This is a genomic window from Saccharopolyspora griseoalba, assembly GCF_042665275.1.
Lineage (GTDB): Bacteria > Actinomycetota > Actinomycetes > Mycobacteriales > Pseudonocardiaceae > Saccharopolyspora > Saccharopolyspora griseoalba.
Genome location: NZ_JBHTCJ010000018.1, coordinates 1 through 19,716 on the forward strand (window position 1 = coordinate 1; position 19,716 = coordinate 19,716).

Here is a 19,716-nt window from a genome sequence, read left to right on the forward strand (position 1 = left end):
CGACAAGAAGCCGCAGCTGTCCGACCTCCGCGAGTCCGGCTCCCTGGAGCAGGACGCCGACATGGTCATCCTGATCCACCGCCCGGACGCCTTCGAGCGCGACGACCCCCGCATGGGCGAGGCCGACCTGATGCTGGCCAAGCACCGAGCCGGCCCCACCTCCACGGTCACGGTCGCCCACCAGCTGCACTACAGCCGCTTCGTCGACATGGCCCAGGAGTGAGGCCCTCCCCCTCCTGACCGGGGAACCGCGAGGGTCACCGACCCAGGTGGGCGGCTTTGGCCGCGCGGCGGGCGAAGACGTCCTCGCGGTTGTGCTCCATCTGCCGCAGCACCTCCTTCCGGTCCCGCGCGGGGAGCCGGTCGAGGTAGGTGCGTCCGAGGACGTGGTCGGTCTCGTGCTGCAGGCACCGCGCGAAGTAGCCCGTTCCTTCGATGACCAGCGGGTTGCCGTCCTTGTCGAAACCGCGGGCGACGGCGCGATCCGTGCGGGGGACCGTCGTGCTCGCGCCGGGAACGGACAGGCAGCCCTCGAAGTCCTCGAGCAGTCGGCGCTCGCCCGGACCGGGGAGCTCCAGGACCGGGTTGACGAGGTGGCCGACGTGCCGGATCCCGCGGTCGTCCGGGCAGTCGTACACGAACAGCTGCAGGTCCACGCCCACCTGGTTGGCGGCCAGACCGGCGCCGTCGGCCACGTGCATGGTCAGGAACATGTCGTCGATCAGCGCGGACAGCTCCGCGGTCCCGAACTCGGCCACCTCCCGGCACGGGCGGCTCAGCACCTCCTCGCCGACCACGGTGATCCGGCGAACCGAGCCCCGCTCCGCCTCGGGCGGGAGCGCGGGATGGCCGTCGACGGGGCGGCCTCGCAACCGGACGCGTCGGTCGGTGAAGCCGAGCGGTTCGCGGCGAACGGGCATGGCGGCCTCCTCTTCTCGCGCCGCAGATGTCGCGGAGGTCACCGCAGCGCGGGCCACCGCTTGCCAAGTACTTTGCAAACTAGCAAACTTTGCAAAGTGACGGAGGACGAGCTCGATGCCCCGGGCGGGCGGACGCCAGGACCGGTCGAACTGCGCGAGCACGAGGTCCGCACGGCCCTGCTGGACCTGCTGGCCGAGGTCGGCACCGCCACCGCCACCGAGGCCGCCGCACGGCTCGGCTACAGCTCCGGGCTCTGCTCGTTCCACCTGCGGCAGCTGGCGCGGTTCGGGCGCATCGAGGAAGCCCCGCGCGCCGGCGGGCGCGCTCGGCCGTGGCGCCTGCGGCGCGAGCACCCGGTCGAGGACGCGCCGACCGGCGAGGACTTCGGCGACCTGGCCCGAGGTCTGGAGGACGAGAGCTGGCGGCGTTGGCTGGCCCGGCGCGACCAGGTCCCCGAGACGTGGCGCCGCGACGAGGCCTTCAGCGCGGTCGCCCACCTGACACCGGACGAAGTGGAGCGGGTAGCGGAGGCGATCCGCGCGGTGCTCGCGCCCTATCGGGACCGCGAGCAACGCCCGTTGGCCCGACCCGACGACGCTCGGCCGGTGGCTCTCATCGCCCGGCTGTTCCCCCTGCTGCCCGAACCGGACGACGCGGAGCAGGGCTGAACTCGTTCGAAGAAACCCAGCACGCGGCGATTTCGGGGACGTCCCGTGCAAGAAGGCCTGATCCTTCACCCTTCCGAATGAGGTTCCTGGTGCGCCCCAAACCCTTTTGGGCTAAGCGATTCCACTGCGGGTGACCGATTAGCGTGTGGCGTGATCACCGCGCGGGGGAGATCGAGTGGTTCCCGGATGGGCTACTCCTGCGCTGCGGATTCCCTTCCCCTGCGGAAAGGTGCGTTCCGCGAGGCCGCTTCCCCGAGTTGAATCCTCTCGAAAGGATCGAGACCCGTGTTCGCTCATCTCACCGGTCGTGCCCTGCTCTCGTCCGCCCTCGTCGCCGGAAGCCTGCTGGCCGGCGCCTCGGCGGTCGGCGCCGCGCCGCAGGGCCCCAGCGTGCTGCACCTGTCGACCGAGACCGGAAACATCGGAAAGCACCAGCAGACCGTGCTCAACTGCCACCCGGCGGGCGGCCCGCACCGGAACGCCGTCCGCGCCTGCGCCGACCTGGAGAAGGCGCACGGCAACGTCCAGGCGATCAGCGCCCCGATGCGCGCCTGCACCTTGGAGTACCGCCCGGTGAAGGCGACGATGACGGGCACCTGGAAGGGCCGGAAGGTCGAGTTCACCCAGACCTACGAGAACCCGTGCGTGCTGGAGACCCGGACCGGGGCGGTCTTCGACTTCTGACCGCCGAGCCCGCACCTGCGACGGGGGTCGACGCCGCGCCTCCCGACGAGCTCAGCCCTCGACGAGCTGGGCGAGGCGGTCCAGCGAGGCCCGCAGGTTGCGCGCGGTCGTCGCGCGAGCGCGCGGCAGCCGGTTCTCGTCGGTGAGCCGGGACCAGTCGTAGGTGTGCGTGTCCAGGGTGCGGGTCGCGTCGACGGGTTCCAGCTCCCAGCGCCACAGGTGCCCGGGTTGCGGGCGGTCGGGTTCGGAGGGGCGCCAGGCGATCCGGCGTCCCTCCTCGAACTCGACCACGTGGTTCTCCCGGAGGCTTCCGCGGGTCAGGGTCGTGGTGAAGACCTCGCCGACCGCGCGGACCCGCTGGCCGGGCTGGGCTTCTCCGAGGTTGTCGTTGCCGTCCCAGCGGGGTTGCTGCGCGGGGTCGGCGATGAGCTCGAAGATCCGCGAGCTCGCGGCGGCGATCTCGCGCTGCGCGATGACGACGGTGTCCACCCGAGCGATGCAAGCACGACCGCGTGCGCGGCGGTACCTCTTTTCAGCGGGGTTTGCGGGCCAGCAGGTGCGCGTGCGGGGTGCGTTCGCCCGGGTCGGCTGCGCGTTCGAGCGCGGCGACCACCTCCATCCCGGCGTCGGCGAGCAGCGCCTCGACGTGCCGCGGGCTGTGCCGGTGGAAGGTGAGGTCGACGTCGTGGCCGAAGGCTTCGGTGAGGTGCAGGGGCCGTTCCCCGATCTGGAAGGCCAGCAGCAGGTTCCCGCCGGGGAGCAGCACGCGGTGGAACTCGGCGAACGCGGCGGGCAGGTCGGCGGGTTCGAGGTGGATGATCGAGTAGCCGGCCAGGATCCCGCCCAGCGACCGCTCCGGCAGGTCCAGCGCGGTCATCGAGCCGAGCTCGAAGCGCAGGCCGGGGTGCAGGCGGCGGGCGGTGTCGAGCATCCCGGTGGAGGGGTCGATGCCGGAGACCTCCGCGCCGAGCCGGTGCAGGAACGCGGTGCTGTGCCCGGTCCCGCAGCCGATGTCGGCGACGGGGCCGGTGGTGGTCTCGGCGAGGACGTGCAGCATCGCTCGCCAGACGGGCTTTTCGGCTAGTTCGGCGGCGAAGCTCTCGGCGTAGTCGTCGGCGATGACGTCGTAGGAGCTCACGGTGCGGTGATCGATCACGCGCGCAGGCTAGTGCCCCGCACCGTCGACCAGGCGCTGATCAGCGGGGGCAGCACGACGACGGTGTCCGGTCCGGCTTCGGCGCGCATCCGTTCGGGGATCGCATCGGGGTCGGTGAGCCCGTCGACGTCGAGGCCGAGGCGCTGCGCGATGGGCAGCACCGTCCGCCAGAGGTCCGCCACGAACTCGGTGAGCTCCGGCGCGGTGGCGGCGCCGAGCGGGCCGCTCAGGTTCATCCGCGGATCGGCGAGGCCCGCGCGGCGGAACACCCGGTGCAGCGAGGTACCCATCTCCGTGCTGACGCCGAGGGCCCGGAAGCTCTGCCGGGTGAGGTCGCCGATGCGGTCGATCAGCGGCATCGGCGGGGCGGTGCGCGAGGCGGTGAGCTCGAACTCCTGGAAGGTCACCACGCCGCCGGTGCGCACGAGCCCGGCGAGGTGCTCGACGGTGGTGGCCGGGTCCGGCAGGTGCATCAGGATGAGCCGTCCGGCGACCGCGTCGTAGGGGCGGTCGGCGCTGAGCTCGGCGATGTTCTCGCTGCGGAACTCGACGTTGGGCAGGTCGTGCTCGGCGGCCCGGCGCTCGGCGACGTCGAGGATGCCGGGGGTCGCGTCGACGCCGGTGACCGAGCCGGTCGGCCCGACGACGCGCGCGGCGGCCAGCGAGACGTCGCCCGGCCCGCAGCCGACGTCGAGCACGCGCATGCCGGGCGCGATTCCGGCGAGCCGCAGCGCGCGGTCGGTGTGCTCGGCGTAGAGCCGACCCTGCAGCAGCAGGCGCCGGACTTCGGGGTCGTCGTGCCCCAGCGAGTACTCGGTCCCGGTCATGCTTCGCTCCGTTCCCCGCAGGTACGGGCCCATGATGACGGGACGGCGCCGAGGGCGCGGAGAGAACGACACCCGGGCCGCCGGCGACCGAGTTGTTCGCGTGGACGGCGTCGCCGGTGCTGCACTCGCTGCGGTGGTGAGCTGAGCCGGGACGACGAGCGCGGGGTGCACGACGGGTTCGCGCGGGTGGCGAACCCGTCGGGTGCTCGATCGCGTGGTGCGGCGCACCACCGGGAGCCGCCGGAGGGCGAGGGATGAGCACCCCGTGTTGTTGGTCCCGCTGAGCGCCCCGGACGCGACGAAGGCCCAGGCGGAGCGGATCAAGCTCCTGACCTGGGCCTTCGTGTTCTGAGCGGATGACGGGAATCGAACCCGCGTTCTCAGCTTGGGAAGCTGATGTTCTACCATTGAACTACATCCGCAGCGTCGACCTGTGGCGATCGACGGCGGTAGCTTAACACGGTGGGCGACGAAGATCGCGAGGCCCCCGGCCGATACCCTTGTCCTGTGCTGCTGAGTGATCGGGACCTGCGTAAAGAGCTGGACGACGGCCGCCTCGAACTGGATCCGTTCGACGCGTCGATGATCCAGCCGTCGAGCATCGACGTGCGGCTGGACCGCTTCTTCCGGGTCTTCGACAACACCCGGTACACCCACATCGACCCGTCGGAGCAGCAGGACGAGCTGACCTCGCTGGTCGAGGTCCCCAACGAGTACCCGTTCGTGCTGCACCCGGGCGAGTTCGTGCTGGGGTCGACCTTCGAGGCGGTGAACCTGCCGGACGACCTGGCCGGTCGGCTGGAGGGCAAGTCCTCGCTGGGGCGGCTCGGGTTGCTGACGCACTCGACCGCCGGGTTCATCGACCCGGGCTTCAGCGGGCACATCACGCTCGAGCTGTCCAACGTGGCGAACCTGCCGATCACGCTGTGGCCCGGGATGAAGATCGGGCAGCTGTGCCTGTTCCGGCTCTCCAGCCCGGCCGACTTCCCGTACGGGTCCAAGGAGGCCGGTTCGCGCTACCAGGGTCAGCGCGGTCCGACGCCCTCGCGCGCGCACCGCAACTTCAAGACCACCGACACGCGCCGCTAGCCGTTCCGGGCAAAGCGGAGCATCTATCCCGAAGGGGTCTTTCCGCCCGCGGATGCTTTCGTTCCGCATCCGCCCGATGACGTTGCGCGTTCCCCGTGAATGTGACGTTTTACCAGGTGAAGGCCGTTTCCAGGGGTTTCACCGAACGGTGAGGCAGCTCACCCTGAATCGTGCAAGGCAAGTGGTGGGTTAAGAACTTACGATCCCTGCGCCCGGCGCTCTGGAACGATCCCGCAACGGGGCGGATCGGCGCGCGGGCAGCGGGAGAATTCGATGTCCGCATTGCAGTCGCGTGCCTCGGGAGCCCCCACCGAGCACCTCGGGCACGTGGTGATGATCGCCGGGGCTGCGGCTCTCGGCGGATTCCTGTTCGGCTACGACACCTCCGTGATCAACGGCGGTGTGGATGCGATCCAGCAGCACTTCGGCGTCGGTTCGGCGCTGATCGGGTTGACCGTCTCCTCGGCGCTGCTGGGCTCGGCGATCGGCGCCGGCATCGCGGGCTGGTTGGCCGACCGGGTCGGCCGGATCCGCGTCATGCAGCTGGCGGCCGTGCTGTTCATCATCAGCGCCGTCGCCTCGGCCCTGCCGTTCGCGATCTGGGACCTGGCGATCTGGCGCGTCGTCGGCGGCGTCGCGATCGGCATCGCCTCGGTGATCGCCCCTGCCTACATCGCCGAAGTCGCGCCCGCGGCCTACCGCGGTCGGCTCGCCTCGTTGCAGCAGTTGGCGATCGTGCTCGGCATCGCCGTTTCGCAGCTGGTCAACTACGCGCTGGCGGCGTCCGCCGGGGGCAGCGCCTCCGGGATGCTGGGGCCGCTCCAGGCCTGGCAGTGGATGCTGGGCGTGGCCGCGGTCCCGGCCGTGATCTACCTGGTGGTCGCCTCGTCGATCCCGGAATCGCCGCGCTACCTGGTCGCGGCGGGCAGGCTCGAACGGGCGCGCGAGGTGCTCGCGCAGGTCGACTCGGGTGACCCGGCGGCCAAGGTCGCCGAGATCCAGGAGGCGCTCGGCGAGCGCAAGCCGAAGCTCAGCGACCTCAAGGGCAAGTTCGGGATGCTGCCGATCGTGTGGGTCGGCATGGCGATCGCGGCGCTGCAGCAGTTCGTCGGGATCAACGTGATCTTCTACTACTCGTCGTCGCTGTGGCACTCGGTCGGCATCGACGAGAGCAGCTCGCTGCTGCTGAGCCTGTTCACCTCGATCGTGAACATCATCGGCACCTTCGTGGCCATCGCGCTGGTGGACAAGATCGGGCGCAAGCCGCTGCTGGTGATCGGTTCGGTCGGCATGACGGTGTCGCTGGCGGTGACCGGCTGGGCCTTCAGCTTCGCCGAGGTCGTCGGCGAGGACGCGCAGCTGCCCTTCCAGTGGGGCGTGGTCGCGCTGATCTCGGCGAGCGCCTTCGTGCTGTTCTTCGCCGCCTCCTGGGGCGTGGTGATGTGGGTGCTGCTGGGCGAGATGTTCCCGGCGCGCATCCGGGCCGCCGCGCTCGCGGTGGGCACCGCGACCAACTGGGTGGCGAACTGGCTGGTGACGGTGAGCTTCCCGAGCATGCGGGACTGGAACCTGCCGGTCACGTACTTCATCTACGCCGCGTTCGCCGCGCTCTCGGTGGTGTTCGTGGTCAAGTACCTGAAGGAGACCAACGGCCGCTCCCTGGAGGAGATGGGCAGCTGACCCGCTCCCCGCACCGACGAGGGCGCCCCCGCACCGCGGAGGCGCCCTCGTCTGCTTCCCGCCCGCAACACCGCACTCCCACCGCCCCACCGGCATCCTCAACGGCGCAATCACCTCCGGCGGCATCAGCCCACCGCCCGGCATCAGCCCACCGCCATCGCCTTCGCCCCATGACCACCTCACCCCTGGCGGAACCCGCACGACTCCCCGGCGGTTCGCCCGGGCGAACGACACCCGACCCGCTCCTCCTCCGAAAACCGTCGGAACCACGACACGGATTTGCCTCCCATTCCGGGCCCCGATTGGGAGGTGATTCGGGGGTTTGGGGGTGTGGACGCGCGAAGGGCGCCTCCCCGGGTGGGGAGGCGCCCTTCGCGTCGGGTCGGGGCCGGGTCAGGCCGGGGTGGTTTCCTCGGCCTCGGCCTGCTGGTTGTTGCCGTCGCCGCGCTTGACCGCGTTGAGCAGCAGCTGGGCGACGTCGACGACCTCGACGTCCTCGCTGGCGGCCTTCTCGCTCTTCCGCGTGGTCACGCCGTCGGAGAGCATCACCTTGCAGAACGGGCAACCGGTGGCGATCTTCGACGGGGCCGTGCCGAGTGCCTCGTCGGTGCGCTCCAGGTTGACCCGCTTGCCGATGCGCTCCTCCATCCACATCCGGGCGCCACCGGCGCCGCAGCACATGGAGCGCTCCTCGTGCCGCGGCATCTCCCGGAAGGTCGCGCCCGCGGCGCCGACCAGGTCGCGCGGCGGGGTGTAGACCTTGTTGTGCCGGCCCAGGTAGCAGGGGTCGTGGTAGGTCACGTCCTCGGCGACCGGGGCGACCGGGGTCAGGCGCTTCTCCCGGACCAGCTTGTTCAGCAGCTGGGTGTGGTGCACGACCTCGTAGTCACCGCCGAGCTCGGAGTACTCGTTGGCGAGGCTGTTGAAGCAGTGCGCGCAGGTCGCGACGATCTTGCGCTTGCCGGGCTCGCGGTCCTCGAACACCGAGTTGAGCACCTCGACGTTCTGCTGGGCCATCATCTGGAAGATGAACTCGTTGCCCGCGCGGCGGGCCGGGTCACCGGTGCAGGACTCCTCCGGGCCGAGCACCTTGTACTTCACGCCGGCCATGTGCAGCAGTTCGGCGACGGCCTGGGTGGTCTTCTTGGCGCGGTCCTCGAAGGCGCCGGCGCAGCCGACCCAGAACAGGTACTCGTCGTCCTCGGCGAGCTCGCCGTCGAAGACCGGGACCTCGAAGTCCAGCTCCTCGGTCCAGGCCAGCCGGTCCTTGGCGTTCTGGCCCCAGGGGTTGCCCTTGTTCTCCAGGTTCTTGAACATCCCGCCGAGCTCGGTCGGGAAGTTCGACTCGATCATGACCTGGTAGCGGCGCATGTCGACGATGTGGTCGACGTGCTCGATGTCCACCGGGCACTGCTCGACGCAGGCGCCGCAGGAGGTGCAGGCCCACAGGACCTCGGGGTCGATGACGCCCATCTCCTCCGGGCCGCCGACCAGCGGGCGCTCGGCCTCGGCCAGCGCCAGCGCGTCGATCTTGGCGAGCTTCTCCTCGGCGCCGTCGCCGGTGATGCCGACCTCGTCGCCGGCCATGTCCTTCTGGCCGCCGGCCAGCAGGTACGGGGCCTTGGCGTAGGCGTGGTCGCGCAGCTGGGTGATCATCAGCTTCGGCGACAGCGGCTTGCCGGTGTTCCAGGCCGGGCACTGCGACTGGCAGCGACCGCACTCGGTGCAGGTGGTGAAGTCCAGCCAGCCCTTCCAGGAGAAGTCCTCGACCTTGCCCGCGCCGAAGACGTCCTCGTCCGGGTCGGCCTCCTCGAAGTCCAGCGGCTTGCCGCCGGACATCATCGGCTTGACCGCGCCGAGGGCGACGTCGCCGTCGTCCTCGCGCTTGAAGTAGATGTTGAAGAACGCGCTGAAGCGGTGCCAGGCAACGCCCATCGTCATGGTGCGGGCGACCACGATCAGCCAGACGGTGGCGCTCATCAGCTTGACGAACGCGAACACCGACACCAGGTTCGGGCTGGCGGGCAGCAGGGCGCCCAGCGGCGCGGAGGCGAACTCGGCCCACAGCGGCATGTCGTGCACGCCCAGCGCGGCCTTGCCCGCGCGGACGCCGATGATGCCGACGCCCTCGATGAGCACCACGAGCTCGATGAAGTAGGCCCAGGCCATGTTCGAGCCCTGGAACCGGGAGACCCGGCCCGCGCGGCGCGGGTGGTTGGCCTGGCGGATCGCCATCAGCACGAGGATGCCGACCACCGTGCCGACGCCCAGGATCTCCATCAGCAGGTGGTAGATCGCCAGGTGGTCGAGGATCGGCCAGCCCCAGGTCGGGACGAACACCTCGCCGTAGGCCTCGAACAGGGCGAGCGAGCCGAGCAGGAAGCCCCACATCACCAGCCAGTGCCACACCCCGACGTGGCGGAACTTGTTCATGCGGGTGTGCGCGGCGAACTCCTTGACCAGCGTGGCCAAGCGGTCCAGCACCGGGCCGTTCCGGGTGCCGTCCGGCTGTCCCAGGCGGATGATCCGCACGAATTGGGCGATCGTCTTGGCGAACATGCCCCACGCGACGACGCCCAGCACGACCGAGATCGTGCCGAGCGTGATCTGTACAGCACCCATGCTCGCGGCCTCCTGTTTCGGGTGTTGTCCGTTTGGGGAGCGTACGCCCTGTTACCCACTGGTAACCATGGGGGCCGGGGCGTGTCGGGAACAGTCGGTGATTCTGCGAGACCGCTGAGCGAAAAACTAGTTGGGCAATCGTTCATGTTTCGGGTACCGTCGGGTTCGCGGCGAGCGCGTCGCGCAGGGGGCGTCGAGCTCGGGCTGTCCGGATCGTCGCTGCTGAAGGCGTGGGCGATTCGGCCGAAGTGCTGTTGTCGCGGCGGCGGGCCGGGCAAACTGACTAGAAGGGGTGCGATTTTCGCCACTCCGCTGATCGGAGCGGGCGTCTCCGGTCTCGCGCACTTGGGGGTGGGCACATGGCCGAGCTGGACGAGGGGGCGATGCGGGCCTCCGATGCCGACCGGGAGCGGGTCGCCGAGCGGCTGCGGGGCGCGCTGGACGAGGGCCGGCTGAACCTGGCCGAGTACGACGACCGGCTGCGGCAGGCCTACGCCGCGACTACCGTCGGGGAGCTCGGTCCGCTGACCGCTGATCTGCCCGCGCCGGCGCCGGCGACGCCGCCGGAGGTCGCCGAGCGCGAGGAGAAGTTGGCCAAGGAGTGGCGGTCCTGGGCGGGCGTGTCGTTCGTCCTGGTCGCGATCTGGATCGTCACCTCGATCGCCAGCGGCGGGCCGCTGTTCTTCTGGCCGATCATCCCGATGGGCATCTGGGCCGCCGTCAACGTCGCCGGCATGATCGGCGGCTGCGGCAAGCAGGACTAGCCGGAATCCGTTCCCGGGCGACCCGGGAACTCGTCCGGGCGAGAACTAGGGCGAACGTTCAACTTTCTTGGAGGTGCGTGGTGGTCTTCCTGCTGCTGGCCGGGGCGATCTGCAGCGAGGTGCTGGGGACCGTGTCGCTCAAGCTCTCCGAGGGCTTCTCCAGGCCGCTGCCCTCGGCGCTGGTCGTGGTGGGCTACGGCGCCGCGTTCGTGGCGCTGTCGTGGGTGCTCAAGCTCGGCCTGCCGGTCGGGGTGGTCTACGCGATCTGGTCCGGCGCGGGGGTGGCGCTGGTGGCCATCATCGGGGCTGTTTTCCTGGGCGAGTCCTTCAGCGTCGTGCAGGTGGTGGGGCTCGCGCTCATCATCGGCGGCGTGGTGGCGCTGGAAATGGGGAGTGCGCATTGACCGCTGCGGAGGAGATCACCGACGGCCGCCGGCTCAAGGGCGAACGCCGCCGCCGGGCGATCCTCGACGCGACGCTGCGGGTGATCGCCCGCGAGGGCATCGGAGCGGTCAGCCACCGCAACGTCGCCCGCGAGGCCGAGGTGCCCCCCGCCTCCATCGCCTACTACTTCAACGGCATCGACGACCTGCTGGTGGCCAGCCTGCTGGACAGCTGCGAGCTGCTGCTGGCCAAGCTCGACGAGACCCGCGAGCGGGTCCGGGAGAGCTCGCAGTGGCCGCGCGCGGTCGCCGAGATGATCGCCGAAACCGTGCGGGACCACCGCGAGCGCACCCTGGCCGAGTACGAGCTCTACCTGCTCGCGGCCCGGCGCCCGGCGCTGCGCCCGGCCGCGCGCCGCTGGCTGGAGGTGCTGCGCGGCGATGTCAGCGAGGGGCGGGCCGGTGAGGATCCCGTCGCGCGCGCCTTCCTGGCCGGCCTGGACGGGCTGTTCCTGCAGGCGCTGATCGCCGACGAGCCGCCCCGCGCCGACGAGCTGGAACCGGTGCTGCGGTTCCTGATGCGCCCGCACGACCACCTCGGGACGGCTCCGCCCAGGGGGTGAGTCCGGGACTCGTCGGGGGTTTTCCCCGATGGGGCGCCGCGGCGCCGGGCATACGCTCGAGGTGCTGTTGGCGGACTTCATTGGGGGCAGCGATGAGTCGCGTGGCGTTGGCGGTCGGCGGAGCCGCCCTGGTGCTGATCGGGGGTGCGGTGCTGACCTGGGGGACGCCGGACTCCGCCGAGGGGCGCTCCACGCCGGTGACCGGGGTGGAGCGGGTGCGCATCGACGGCCGCTCCGGCGACGTGCGCATCCGCCACGAGCCGGGCGGCACCGGTGACGTGGAGCAGACCGTGCGCCGCTGGGGGTTGTTCGGCCGGGAGGCGCCCGAGCACCGGGTCGACGGCGGGACGCTGGTGCTCGACGGCGACTGCGGCTGGTGGTGCAGCGTGGAGTACGACGTGGTGCTGCCCGCGGCCGTGCCGGTCGACGGGCACGTCGGGTCGGGGGACGTGCACGTGACCGGCATGCGCTCGGTGCGGGTCGAGGTCGGCTCCGGCGGGATCGAGGCCACCGGCGTCCAGCGCTCGGTGGACGCGCGCACCGGCTCCGGCTCGATCGCGGTGCGCGACGCGCGCGGGCCGGTGCAGGTGCGCAGCGGATCCGGGCAGATCGAGCTGGCGTCGATCGGCGGTGACCTGCGGGCGCGCACCGGCAGCGGGCAGATCCGCGGCGACGACATCGCCGGGGAGCGGGTCCGCGCGCGCAGCAGCTCCGGCGGGGTCGACCTGGGGCTGACCGGGCCGCGCGAGGCGGAGCTGTCCACCGGGTCGGGCCGGATCGAGGTGACCGTGCCGCCGGACCGCTACCGGGTGGACTCCGAGACCGGCAGCCGCGACGTCGACATCGGCGTCGTCAGGGACCCGGACGCCGACCGGCGGCTCGAGCTCTCCACCGGCAGCGGGGGCATCCGGGTCGCCGCGGACGAGGGCTGAGGCCCTTTTTCATCAGGAGTCCCCGAGCGCAGCGCTCGGGGACTCCTGATGAAAAAGGGCGAGGTGTCTCCCGCACCACAGGCGGGAACCATCTTCGCTGGTCAGGCGTTGACCTGGCAGAAAGCTTGAGTGGATCTCGCTCAAGGCCGTTTGACGGTGCGTGGCCGCAGTGGGTAAAACTTGAGCGAGCAAGGCTCAATCGCCCGAACCGGCGTTGAGCGGATGGATCGAGTACTGGAGGAATCACCAATGGCGCGAGCGGTCGGTATCGACCTGGGGACGACCAACTCTGTCGTTTCCGTCCTGGAGGGCGGTGAGTCGACGGTGATCGCCAACTCCGAGGGCTCGCGGACCACGCCGTCCATCGTCGCCTTCGCGAAGAACGGCGAGATCCTCACCGGTCAGCCCGCCAAGAACCAGGCGGTCACCAACGTCGACCGGACGATCCGGTCGGTCAAGCGCCACATGGGCACCGACTGGAAGGTCGGCATCGACGAGAAGGACTACACGCCGCAGGAGATCTCCGCGCGGGTCCTGATGAAGCTGAAGCGCGACGCCGAGGCCTACCTGGGCGAGGAGGTCACCGACGCGGTCATCACCGTGCCGGCCTACTTCGAGGACGCGCAGCGGCAGGCCACCAAGGAGGCCGGTCAGATCGCCGGCCTCGACGTGCTGCGCATCGTCAACGAGCCGACCGCGGCCGCGCTGGCCTACGGCCTGGACAAGGGCGAGGCCGAGCAGACGATCCTGGTCTTCGACCTCGGCGGCGGCACCTTCGACGTCTCGCTGCTGGAGATCGGCGAGGGCGTCGTCGAGGTCCGCGCCACCTCCGGTGACAACCACCTCGGTGGTGACGACTGGGACGAGCGCATCGTCGAGTGGCTGGTCGAGAAGTTCAAGTCCTCCTCGGGCATCGACCTGACCAAGGACCGCATGGCCATGCAGCGGATCAAGGAAGCCGCGGAGAAGGCCAAGATCGAGCTGTCCAGCTCCTCGCAGGCCAACATCAACCTGCCCTACATCACCGTGGACGCGGACAAGAACCCGCTGTTCCTGGACGAGACGCTGTCCCGGGCCGAGTTCCAGCGGATCACCTCCGACCTGCTGGAGCGCTGCAAGAAGCCGTTCGAGGCGGTCATCCGCGACGCGGGCATCAAGGTGTCCGAGATCGACCACGTGGTGATGGTCGGCGGTTCCACCCGCATGCCGGCCGTGTCGGACCTGGTCAAGGACCTGACCGGCGGCAAGGAGCCGAACAAGGGCGTCAACCCCGACGAGGTCGTCGCGGTCGGCGCCTCGCTGCAGGCCGGCGTGCTGCGCGGCGAGGTCAAGGACGTCCTGCTGCTCGACGTCACCCCGCTGTCCCTGGGCATCGAGACCAAGGGCGGCATCATGACCAAGCTGATCGAGCGCAACACCACGATCCCGACCAAGCGCTCGGAGACCTTCACCACGGCCGACGACAACCAGCCCTCGGTGCAGATCCAGGTCTTCCAGGGCGAGCGCGAGATCGCCGCGCACAACAAGAAGCTCGGCATGTTCGAGCTGACCGGCCTGCCGCCGGCCCCGCGCGGCGTGCCGCAGATCGAGGTCACCTTCGACATCGACGCCAACGGCATCGTGCACGTCAACGCCAAGGACCAGGGCACCGGCAAGGAGCAGTCGATGACCATCACCGGCGGCTCCGCGCTGCCGAAGGAGGACATCGACCGGATGGTCTCCGACGCCGAGGCGCACGCCGAGGAGGACAAGAAGCGCCGCGAGGAGGCCGAGGCCCGCAACCAGGCCGAGTCGCTGGTCTACCAGACCGAGAAGGTCCTCAAGGAGAACGACGAGCAGCTGCCGCAGGAGACCAAGGACAAGGTCCGCGGCGCGATCGACGAGGTCAACGAGGCGCTCAAGGGCGAGGACGTGTCCGCCATCTCCGCGGCCGTCGAGAAGCTGGCCACCGAGTCGCAGGCCCTGGGTCAGGCGCTCTACGCCGACGCCGGTGCCGCCGCTGCCGGTGCGGGTGCCGGTGAGGACGCCGCCGGTGCCGCGGGCGCCGGTGAGTCCAAGGACGACGACGTGGTCGACGCCGAGATCGTCGACGACGAGGACGAGAAGAAGAAGTGACCGCGGGCGGGCCCGAGATGTCGCGCAACGAAGGCGAGCAGCAGGAAGAACCGGTGGTTGTCCGGGATCGGCGGCGCATCGACCCCGAGACCGGCCAGCCCCGGACTCCCGCTCCGAACGGAGATGAGGCGCAGGTGGCCGAAAGCATGTCCGGCACGCTCGACGAGGACAGCGTCGAGCAGGCCGAGCAGCCCGAACAGCCCGCGGCGGAGGACGAGCGGAGCGATCTGCAGAAGCAGGTCGACGACCTCACCGCCGACCTCAAGCGGGTGACCGCGGAGTACGCGAACTACCGCAAGCGGGTCGAGCGCGACCGGGAATCGGTGATCGCTTCGGCGAAGGCCTCGGTCGCCGGCGAGCTGCTGACGGTGCTCGACGACCTGGAGCGCGCCGAGTCCCACGGGGACCTCACCGGGGCGTTCAAGGCGGTCGCCGACAAGCTGGTCGGCGCGTTGAACTCGGCAGGCCTGGAGCACTTCGGCGCCGAGGGCGACGAGTTCGACCCGTCGGTGCACGAGGCGGTGCAGCACAGCACCTCCCCGGAGGTCTCCGGACCGACGGTGACCGCGGTGCTGCGTCGCGGTTATCGCTTCGGCGAGCGCGTGCTGCGCCCGGCGATGGTGGCGGTGACCGACCACGAGCCGGCCGGCGAGGCCCAGTCCGGTGAGTCGGAGTCCGGCGAGTCCACCGAACAAGAGTGATCGGCGGCGGAAGGAGGAGCGTCCGGTGAGCGCCAGGGAATGGCTTGACAAGGATTTCTACGCCGAGCTGGGCGTCTCCTCCGATGCTTCGAGCGACGAGATCAAGAAGGCCTACCGGAAGCTGGCCAGGGAGAACCATCCCGACGCCAACCCCGGTGACACCAAGGCCGAGGCCAAGTTCAAGGCCGTCTCGGAAGCGTACGGAGTGCTGTCGGACTCGGAGAAGCGCAAGCAGTACGACGAGGCCCGTCGGCTGTTCGGCTCCGGCGGGTTCGGCGGCGGCCAGGGCGGCTTCGGCGGCGGCGGGTTCGGCGGTCCCGGGTCCGGCGGGTTCGACATCGGCGACCTGTTCGGCGGTGCGCAGCAGCCCGGCGGAGCCGGCGGTCTGGGCGACCTGTTCGGCGGGTTGTTCGGCAACCGGCGCCCCGGCGGCGCGGGTGGCGCGACCACGGCCAACCGGCCGCGGCGCGGCGCCGACGTGGAGACCGAGGTGCGCATCGACTTCACCGAAGCGGTGCGCGGGGCCACGGTGCCGCTGCGGCTGTCCAGCCCGGCCACCTGCCAGACCTGCCAGGGTTCCGGCGCCAAGCCGGGCACCCGGCCGCGCACCTGCAGCACCTGCGGTGGCGGTGGGCTGGTCACCCGCAACCAGGGCGCCTTCGCGTTCAGCGAGCCCTGCCCGGACTGCCGGGGCAGCGGCAAGCTGATCGACAGCCCGTGCGCGGACTGCGCGGGCGAGGGCGTGGCCACCCGCAGCCGCACGCTGACCGTGCGGGTGCCCGCCGGGGTCGACGACGGCCAGCGGATCCGGTTGGCCGGTCAGGGCGAGCCCGGCAAGAACGGAGCGCCCGCCGGTGACCTGTTCGTCGTGGTGCACGTCAACGGCCACCAGGTGTTCGGACGATCCGGTGATGATCTGACGATCGCGGTGCCGGTCACCTTCCCCGAGCTCGCCCTGGGAACTACGTTGACCGTGCCGACCCTGGACGGGAAGGTCTCGCTGAAGGTGCCCGCGGGCACCGCCAGCGGGCGGACCTTCCGGGTGCGCGGCAAGGGCGTGGCGAGGAAGAGCGGCAGCGGGGACCTCCGGGTCACGGTGCAGGTCGCGGTGCCGTCCAAGTTGGACGACGCGGCGGCCGAGGCGCTGGAGGCCTACCGGGCGGCCACGGCCGGCCACGATCCGCGCCGCGAGCTCAACGAGCTGCTCGGGAGGTAAGGGATGGTGCGCCGACCGGCCGACGCCGGGATGGGGATGACGTTCCCGCCCGGTGCCAACGAGGAAACGCCGATGTTCGTGATCTCGGTGGCCGCGCAGCTGTCCGGGCTGCACGCGCAGACGCTGCGCAGCTACGACCGGCTCGGTCTGGTCTCGCCCGGGCGAACCCAGGCCGGCGGCAGGCGCTACTCGCTGCGGGACATCGCGCTGCTGCGCGAGGTCCAGCGGCTCTCCCAGGAGGAGGGCGTCAACCTGGCGGGCATCAAGCGCATCATCGACCTGGAGAACCAGGTCGACGCGCTGCGCGGCAAGGTCCAGGAGCTCACCGAGGAACTGGCCGCCGCGCACGCCGCCGCGGAGGCGGCCGCCGCCCAGGTGCACGCCTCCTACCGGCGCGACCTCGTCCCGGTCCGCCAGGAGACGGCCCTGGTCGTCTGGAAACCCGACCGCAAGCGGCGCTGAGCTCCAGCTCCTCCTCAACGAGACGTCCCCCTGCGCGCACTCGGCGCGCAGGGGGACGTCTCGTTGGCGGGCGTCTAGTCCAGGGTGAACGGGTCGTAGCGGATCCGGTCCAGCGAGGTGCCCGCGACGAGCATCTTGCTCACGGTGGCCCGGATCATGTTCGGCGACCCGGAGATGAGCACGTCCCAGTCCTCCCAGGCGCCGTAGCGGGAGACCACGTCGGCCAGCGTGCCGTGCTCCACCCCGTCGGCCTCCGGGTCCTCCTCCAGGACCGGGGTGATCGTCAGCCACGGGTTGTGCGAGGCGAGCCGCTGCAGGTGCTCCAGGTCGTAGAGGTCCTCGCGGGTGCGGCCGCCGTAGAACAGCTGGACCCGCGGGTTCTCGCCGTACTGGGCCAGCTCGTCGAGGATGGCGCGCATCGGGGTGATGCCGGTGCCGCCGGCGACCATGAGCACCTCGGAGGAGTTCTCCCGGTCGACGGTCAGCCTGCCCATCGGGGCGCCGATGCGCCACTGGTCGCCGGGGCGGGCGTGCCCGACCATGGCGCGGCTGACCCAGCCGCCCTCGACCGATCGGACGTGGAACTCCATGTACCCGTCCTCGTTCGGCGCGTTGGCCGGCGAGAGGTAGCGCCACAGCCGCGGCCGCTGCGGCACCTCGACGCTCACGTACTGGCCGGCCTCGTAGGGCACCGGGTGATCGGTCTGCACCCGGATCACCGCGACGTCCCAGCTCAGCCGCTCGTGCTGGATGACGTCGGCGGTGTACCAGGCGGGGCCGTCGTCGGCGGCGGCCGCTTCGGTCATCGCCGAGGCCATCACCGTGTAGCACTCCGCCCAGGCGCGCTCGACCTGGTCGGTCCAGGCGTCCCCGGCGTACTTCTTGATCGAGGCGAGCAGCGCGGTGCCCACCGCCTCGTAGTGCTGGTTGACCACCCCGAACTTGCGGTGGTCACGGCCGAGCTGGTGCAGGAACGGCAGCAGCTCGTCGGGCTTGTCGACCATCTGGATGACGTGCACCAGCGCCCGGAGCAGGCGGCTGCGCTGCACTTCCATGTTCGCCGCGAACAGGTCGCGCGTCTGCGGCGCGATGCTGAACAGCGTGCCGTAGAAGAACTTCGCCACCTCGTCGGCGTGCGGCTCGACCACGGCGAAGCTCTCGCGGATCAGGCGAACCATCTTGCTCACGCCGTCGTCGGCGGCGGAGCCGGAGTCGTTGGGCTCGTTCGGGGGCGGGCCTGGGCTCAGTACGGCGTTCGTCATGTTCGGGCGCAGTCTTCTCCACGTTGGCGGAAGCACTTCGGGTGTGGTGCACCGCTACCTGCAAACGTCCCCCGACACGGGTGGACCCTAACCCGAGTCTTGCAGGACGTCTGCCTTGATGGCACGTTTGAGTGTTTTCTAACTACTTCACGTAGATAATCCATCAGTCTCTCGGGGGAACCTAGTACCTATCGCTGTTACGACAGACGGGGACATGACACTGTGTTCCGCCGTGACCCCCGATCACACAACCCCGACAGGTGTGGCGCCAGCCGCCATGCTCGATCTGGAAATGGCCGAACCGTCGGAATCGCCGAAGGCGATCAGCCCGTTACGGAGCGGCACGACAGCCGGCGCCCCCGAAACGCCGCACGACCCGTTCGCCGGACGCCGACCCGCCCTACCCGGGTCGGCTGGCGAACACCTCCTCCAAGCCGCCTACGGCACCGAGAAGCGCGCCCGTCGCTTCTACGACGACCAGGTGCTGGACCGGCTCAACGACGAGATGCGCGAGTTCGTCGCGCGCATGGAGATGGCCTTCGTGGCCACCTCCGACAAGCACGGCGAGTGCGACGCGAGCCTGCGGGCCGGGCCGCCCGGCTTCATCGAGGTCCTCGACGAGCAGCACCTGTGCTACCCCGAGTACCGGGGCAACGGCGTGATGGCCAGCCTCGGCAACATCAGCGAGAACCCGCACGTCGGGATCCTGATGGTCGACTTCGTCACCGACCTGATCGGCCTGCACGTCAACGGCAAGGCCCGGATCGTCGAGGACGGCGACCTGCGGCAGATCTACCCGGCGCTGCCCTCGGAGTTCGACCGCGGCCGGACCCCGGAGCGCTGGGTGGTGGTCCAGGTCGAGGAGGCCTACATCCACTGCCGCAAGCACATCCCGCGGATGGTCCCGGTGCTGCGCCAGCGCAACTGGGGCACCGACGACACCAAGCGCAAGGGCGGCGACTACTTCGGCGCCAAGGGGCAGCCCCGCCCGTGGCACGAGGTGACCGCCTCGTCCTCCTGACGGGCTCCTGCCGCTCCGGATCGGCGCACCGCTGCCTAGAGTGGGGTGAAACGGACCGGGCGGCGGAGAGTTCTTTGAGCGAGCAGGACAACACGAGCGGCCCCTTCGACTCCGGCGACCCGGAGCGTCGGGAGGCCGCCGAGCAGGTCGAACGCGAGCTGGTGATGATGTTCCGCAACGCGCGGAACCTCTCGACCCAGGTCGCCGCCCTGGTGCACCCGGACCTCGACCCGGCCTCCTACACCTTGCTGCTGATGGTCGCCGCCGACGGCCCGCTGCGCGCCATGGACCTGGTCGAGCGCACCAGGTTGGACAAGTCCACCGTGTCCCGGCAGATCGCGACGCTGGTGGACCTGGCGCTGCTGGAGCGGGTTCCCGATCCCGATGACGGCCGGGCCCGCCTCATCCAGCTCTCCGATCTCGGCGCCGAGCGCCTGGACCAGGTCAGGGGGGAGCGCCGCAAGCACCTCAGCGGCCAGTTCGCGACCTGGAGCACCGAGGACCTGGCCGATCTCGCGCGCCTGCTGGGCAAGCTCAACGACCTGGGCTGACGCGCGGCTCCGCCGGAGCTGCCGGGTGATCGCGCCGGT

Annotated in this window: 21 protein-coding genes and 1 tRNA gene; 15 read left to right on the plus strand and 7 right to left on the minus strand. The window is 70.5% G+C overall.

Annotation, left to right across the window (positions count from 1 at the left end; genetic code table 11):
* A partial coding sequence (locus ACFQRI_RS24725; protein ID WP_380672593.1) for a DnaB-like helicase C-terminal domain-containing protein occupies positions 1-223 on the plus strand: 223 nt, incomplete at its 5' end.
* A 34-nt stretch (positions 224-257) separates the two neighbouring features.
* Here ACFQRI_RS24725 and def read toward each other — a convergent pair.
* Complete coding sequence (gene def / locus ACFQRI_RS24730) at positions 258-920, minus strand: peptide deformylase (RefSeq protein ID WP_380672595.1); 663 nt, start codon at positions 918-920, stop codon at positions 258-260.
* Between the two features lie 96 nt (positions 921-1,016).
* Between def and ACFQRI_RS24735 the strand changes: the two genes are divergently transcribed.
* Both ACFQRI_RS24735 and ACFQRI_RS24740 read left to right on the plus strand, forming a co-directional pair.
* On the plus strand, positions 1,017-1,589 hold the full coding sequence (locus ACFQRI_RS24735) for a hypothetical protein (protein WP_380672597.1): 573 nt from the start codon (positions 1,017-1,019) through the stop codon (positions 1,587-1,589).
* 285 nt (positions 1,590-1,874) lie between these two features.
* Positions 1,875-2,273: an SSI family serine proteinase inhibitor gene (locus ACFQRI_RS24740; RefSeq protein WP_380672599.1), complete on the plus strand. Its 399-nt coding sequence runs from the start codon at positions 1,875-1,877 to the stop codon at positions 2,271-2,273.
* A gap of 51 nt (positions 2,274-2,324) precedes the next feature.
* Here ACFQRI_RS24740 and ACFQRI_RS24745 read toward each other — a convergent pair whose 3' ends face one another.
* The 4 genes from ACFQRI_RS24745 to ACFQRI_RS24760 form a co-directional block, all read right to left on the minus strand.
* Positions 2,325-2,762, minus strand: a complete 438-nt coding sequence (locus ACFQRI_RS24745; RefSeq protein WP_380672601.1) for an SRPBCC family protein — start codon at positions 2,760-2,762, stop codon at positions 2,325-2,327.
* A 43-nt stretch (positions 2,763-2,805) separates the two neighbouring features.
* Positions 2,806-3,429 (minus strand): class I SAM-dependent DNA methyltransferase, encoded by a 624-nt coding sequence (locus ACFQRI_RS24750; protein ID WP_380672603.1) that lies wholly within the window; start codon positions 3,427-3,429, stop codon positions 2,806-2,808.
* Positions 3,426-4,256, minus strand: coding sequence for a class I SAM-dependent methyltransferase (locus ACFQRI_RS24755; RefSeq protein ID WP_380672605.1), 831 nt, complete (start codon positions 4,254-4,256; stop codon positions 3,426-3,428). Before ACFQRI_RS24755 ends, ACFQRI_RS24750 begins: the two co-directional genes overlap by 4 nt.
* Before the next feature lie 351 nt (positions 4,257-4,607).
* Positions 4,608-4,678, minus strand: a tRNA-Gly gene (locus tag ACFQRI_RS24760).
* An 85-nt stretch (positions 4,679-4,763) separates the two neighbouring features.
* Between ACFQRI_RS24760 and dcd the strand changes: the two genes are divergently transcribed.
* Both dcd and ACFQRI_RS24770 read left to right on the plus strand, forming a co-directional pair.
* Positions 4,764-5,345, plus strand: a complete 582-nt coding sequence (gene dcd, locus ACFQRI_RS24765; RefSeq protein ID WP_380672607.1) for a dCTP deaminase — start codon at positions 4,764-4,766, stop codon at positions 5,343-5,345.
* A 273-nt stretch (positions 5,346-5,618) separates the two neighbouring features.
* Positions 5,619-7,025 carry a sugar porter family MFS transporter gene (locus tag ACFQRI_RS24770; RefSeq protein WP_380672609.1) on the plus strand — a complete coding sequence of 469 codons (1,407 nt, stop codon included), beginning with the start codon at positions 5,619-5,621 and terminating at the stop codon, positions 7,023-7,025.
* Positions 7,026-7,418: 393 nt separating this feature from the next.
* Here the strand turns inward: ACFQRI_RS24770 and ACFQRI_RS24775 are convergent, their stop codons facing one another.
* On the minus strand, positions 7,419-9,647 hold the full coding sequence (locus ACFQRI_RS24775; RefSeq protein ID WP_380672611.1) for a (Fe-S)-binding protein: 2,229 nt from the start codon (positions 9,645-9,647) through the stop codon (positions 7,419-7,421).
* Positions 9,648-10,006: 359 nt separating this feature from the next.
* Here ACFQRI_RS24775 and ACFQRI_RS24780 point away from each other — a divergent pair, with 359 nt between their 5' ends.
* From ACFQRI_RS24780 to ACFQRI_RS24815, 8 genes are all read left to right on the plus strand, one after another.
* Positions 10,007-10,411, plus strand: coding sequence for a DUF1707 SHOCT-like domain-containing protein (locus ACFQRI_RS24780; protein ID WP_380672613.1), 405 nt, complete (start codon positions 10,007-10,009; stop codon positions 10,409-10,411).
* A gap of 77 nt (positions 10,412-10,488) precedes the next feature.
* On the plus strand, positions 10,489-10,815 hold the full coding sequence (locus tag ACFQRI_RS24785; RefSeq protein ID WP_380672615.1) for a DMT family transporter: 327 nt from the start codon (positions 10,489-10,491) through the stop codon (positions 10,813-10,815).
* Positions 10,812-11,417, plus strand: a complete 606-nt coding sequence (locus ACFQRI_RS24790) for a TetR/AcrR family transcriptional regulator (RefSeq protein ID WP_380672617.1) — start codon at positions 10,812-10,814, stop codon at positions 11,415-11,417. Before ACFQRI_RS24785 ends, ACFQRI_RS24790 begins: the two co-directional genes overlap by 4 nt.
* A gap of 92 nt (positions 11,418-11,509) precedes the next feature.
* Positions 11,510-12,349: a DUF4097 family beta strand repeat-containing protein gene (locus ACFQRI_RS24795; protein WP_380672619.1), complete on the plus strand. Its 840-nt coding sequence runs from the start codon at positions 11,510-11,512 to the stop codon at positions 12,347-12,349.
* A gap of 249 nt (positions 12,350-12,598) precedes the next feature.
* A complete protein-coding gene (gene dnaK, locus ACFQRI_RS24800) occupies positions 12,599-14,464 on the plus strand; it encodes a molecular chaperone DnaK (protein ID WP_380672621.1) in 1,866 nt (621 codons plus the stop codon).
* A 17-nt stretch (positions 14,465-14,481) separates the two neighbouring features.
* On the plus strand, positions 14,482-15,165 hold the full coding sequence (grpE, locus tag ACFQRI_RS24805) for a nucleotide exchange factor GrpE (protein WP_380672623.1): 684 nt from the start codon (positions 14,482-14,484) through the stop codon (positions 15,163-15,165).
* 25 nt (positions 15,166-15,190) lie between these two features.
* Positions 15,191-16,381 (plus strand): molecular chaperone DnaJ, encoded by a 1,191-nt coding sequence (dnaJ, locus tag ACFQRI_RS24810; protein ID WP_380672625.1) that lies wholly within the window; start codon positions 15,191-15,193, stop codon positions 16,379-16,381.
* A gap of 30 nt (positions 16,382-16,411) precedes the next feature.
* Positions 16,412-16,843 carry a heat shock protein transcriptional repressor HspR gene (locus ACFQRI_RS24815; protein WP_380672775.1) on the plus strand — a complete coding sequence of 144 codons (432 nt, stop codon included), beginning with the start codon at positions 16,412-16,414 and terminating at the stop codon, positions 16,841-16,843.
* Between the two features lie 74 nt (positions 16,844-16,917).
* Here ACFQRI_RS24815 and ACFQRI_RS24820 read toward each other — a convergent pair whose 3' ends face one another.
* Complete coding sequence (locus ACFQRI_RS24820; RefSeq protein ID WP_380672778.1) at positions 16,918-18,021, minus strand: FAD-binding oxidoreductase; 1,104 nt, start codon at positions 18,019-18,021, stop codon at positions 16,918-16,920.
* A gap of 361 nt (positions 18,022-18,382) precedes the next feature.
* On the opposite strand from ACFQRI_RS24820, the gene ACFQRI_RS24825 reads away from it, so the two are divergent.
* Together ACFQRI_RS24825 and ACFQRI_RS24830 are read left to right on the plus strand one after the other, a co-directional pair.
* The gene (locus ACFQRI_RS24825) at positions 18,383-19,126 is read left to right on the plus strand and encodes a pyridoxamine 5'-phosphate oxidase family protein (protein ID WP_380672627.1); all 744 of its coding nucleotides are present in this window, start codon (positions 18,383-18,385) and stop codon (positions 19,124-19,126) included.
* Positions 19,127-19,200: 74 nt separating this feature from the next.
* Positions 19,201-19,677, plus strand: coding sequence for a MarR family winged helix-turn-helix transcriptional regulator (locus ACFQRI_RS24830; protein WP_380672629.1), 477 nt, complete (start codon positions 19,201-19,203; stop codon positions 19,675-19,677).
* Positions 19,678-19,716 lie beyond the last annotated feature (39 nt).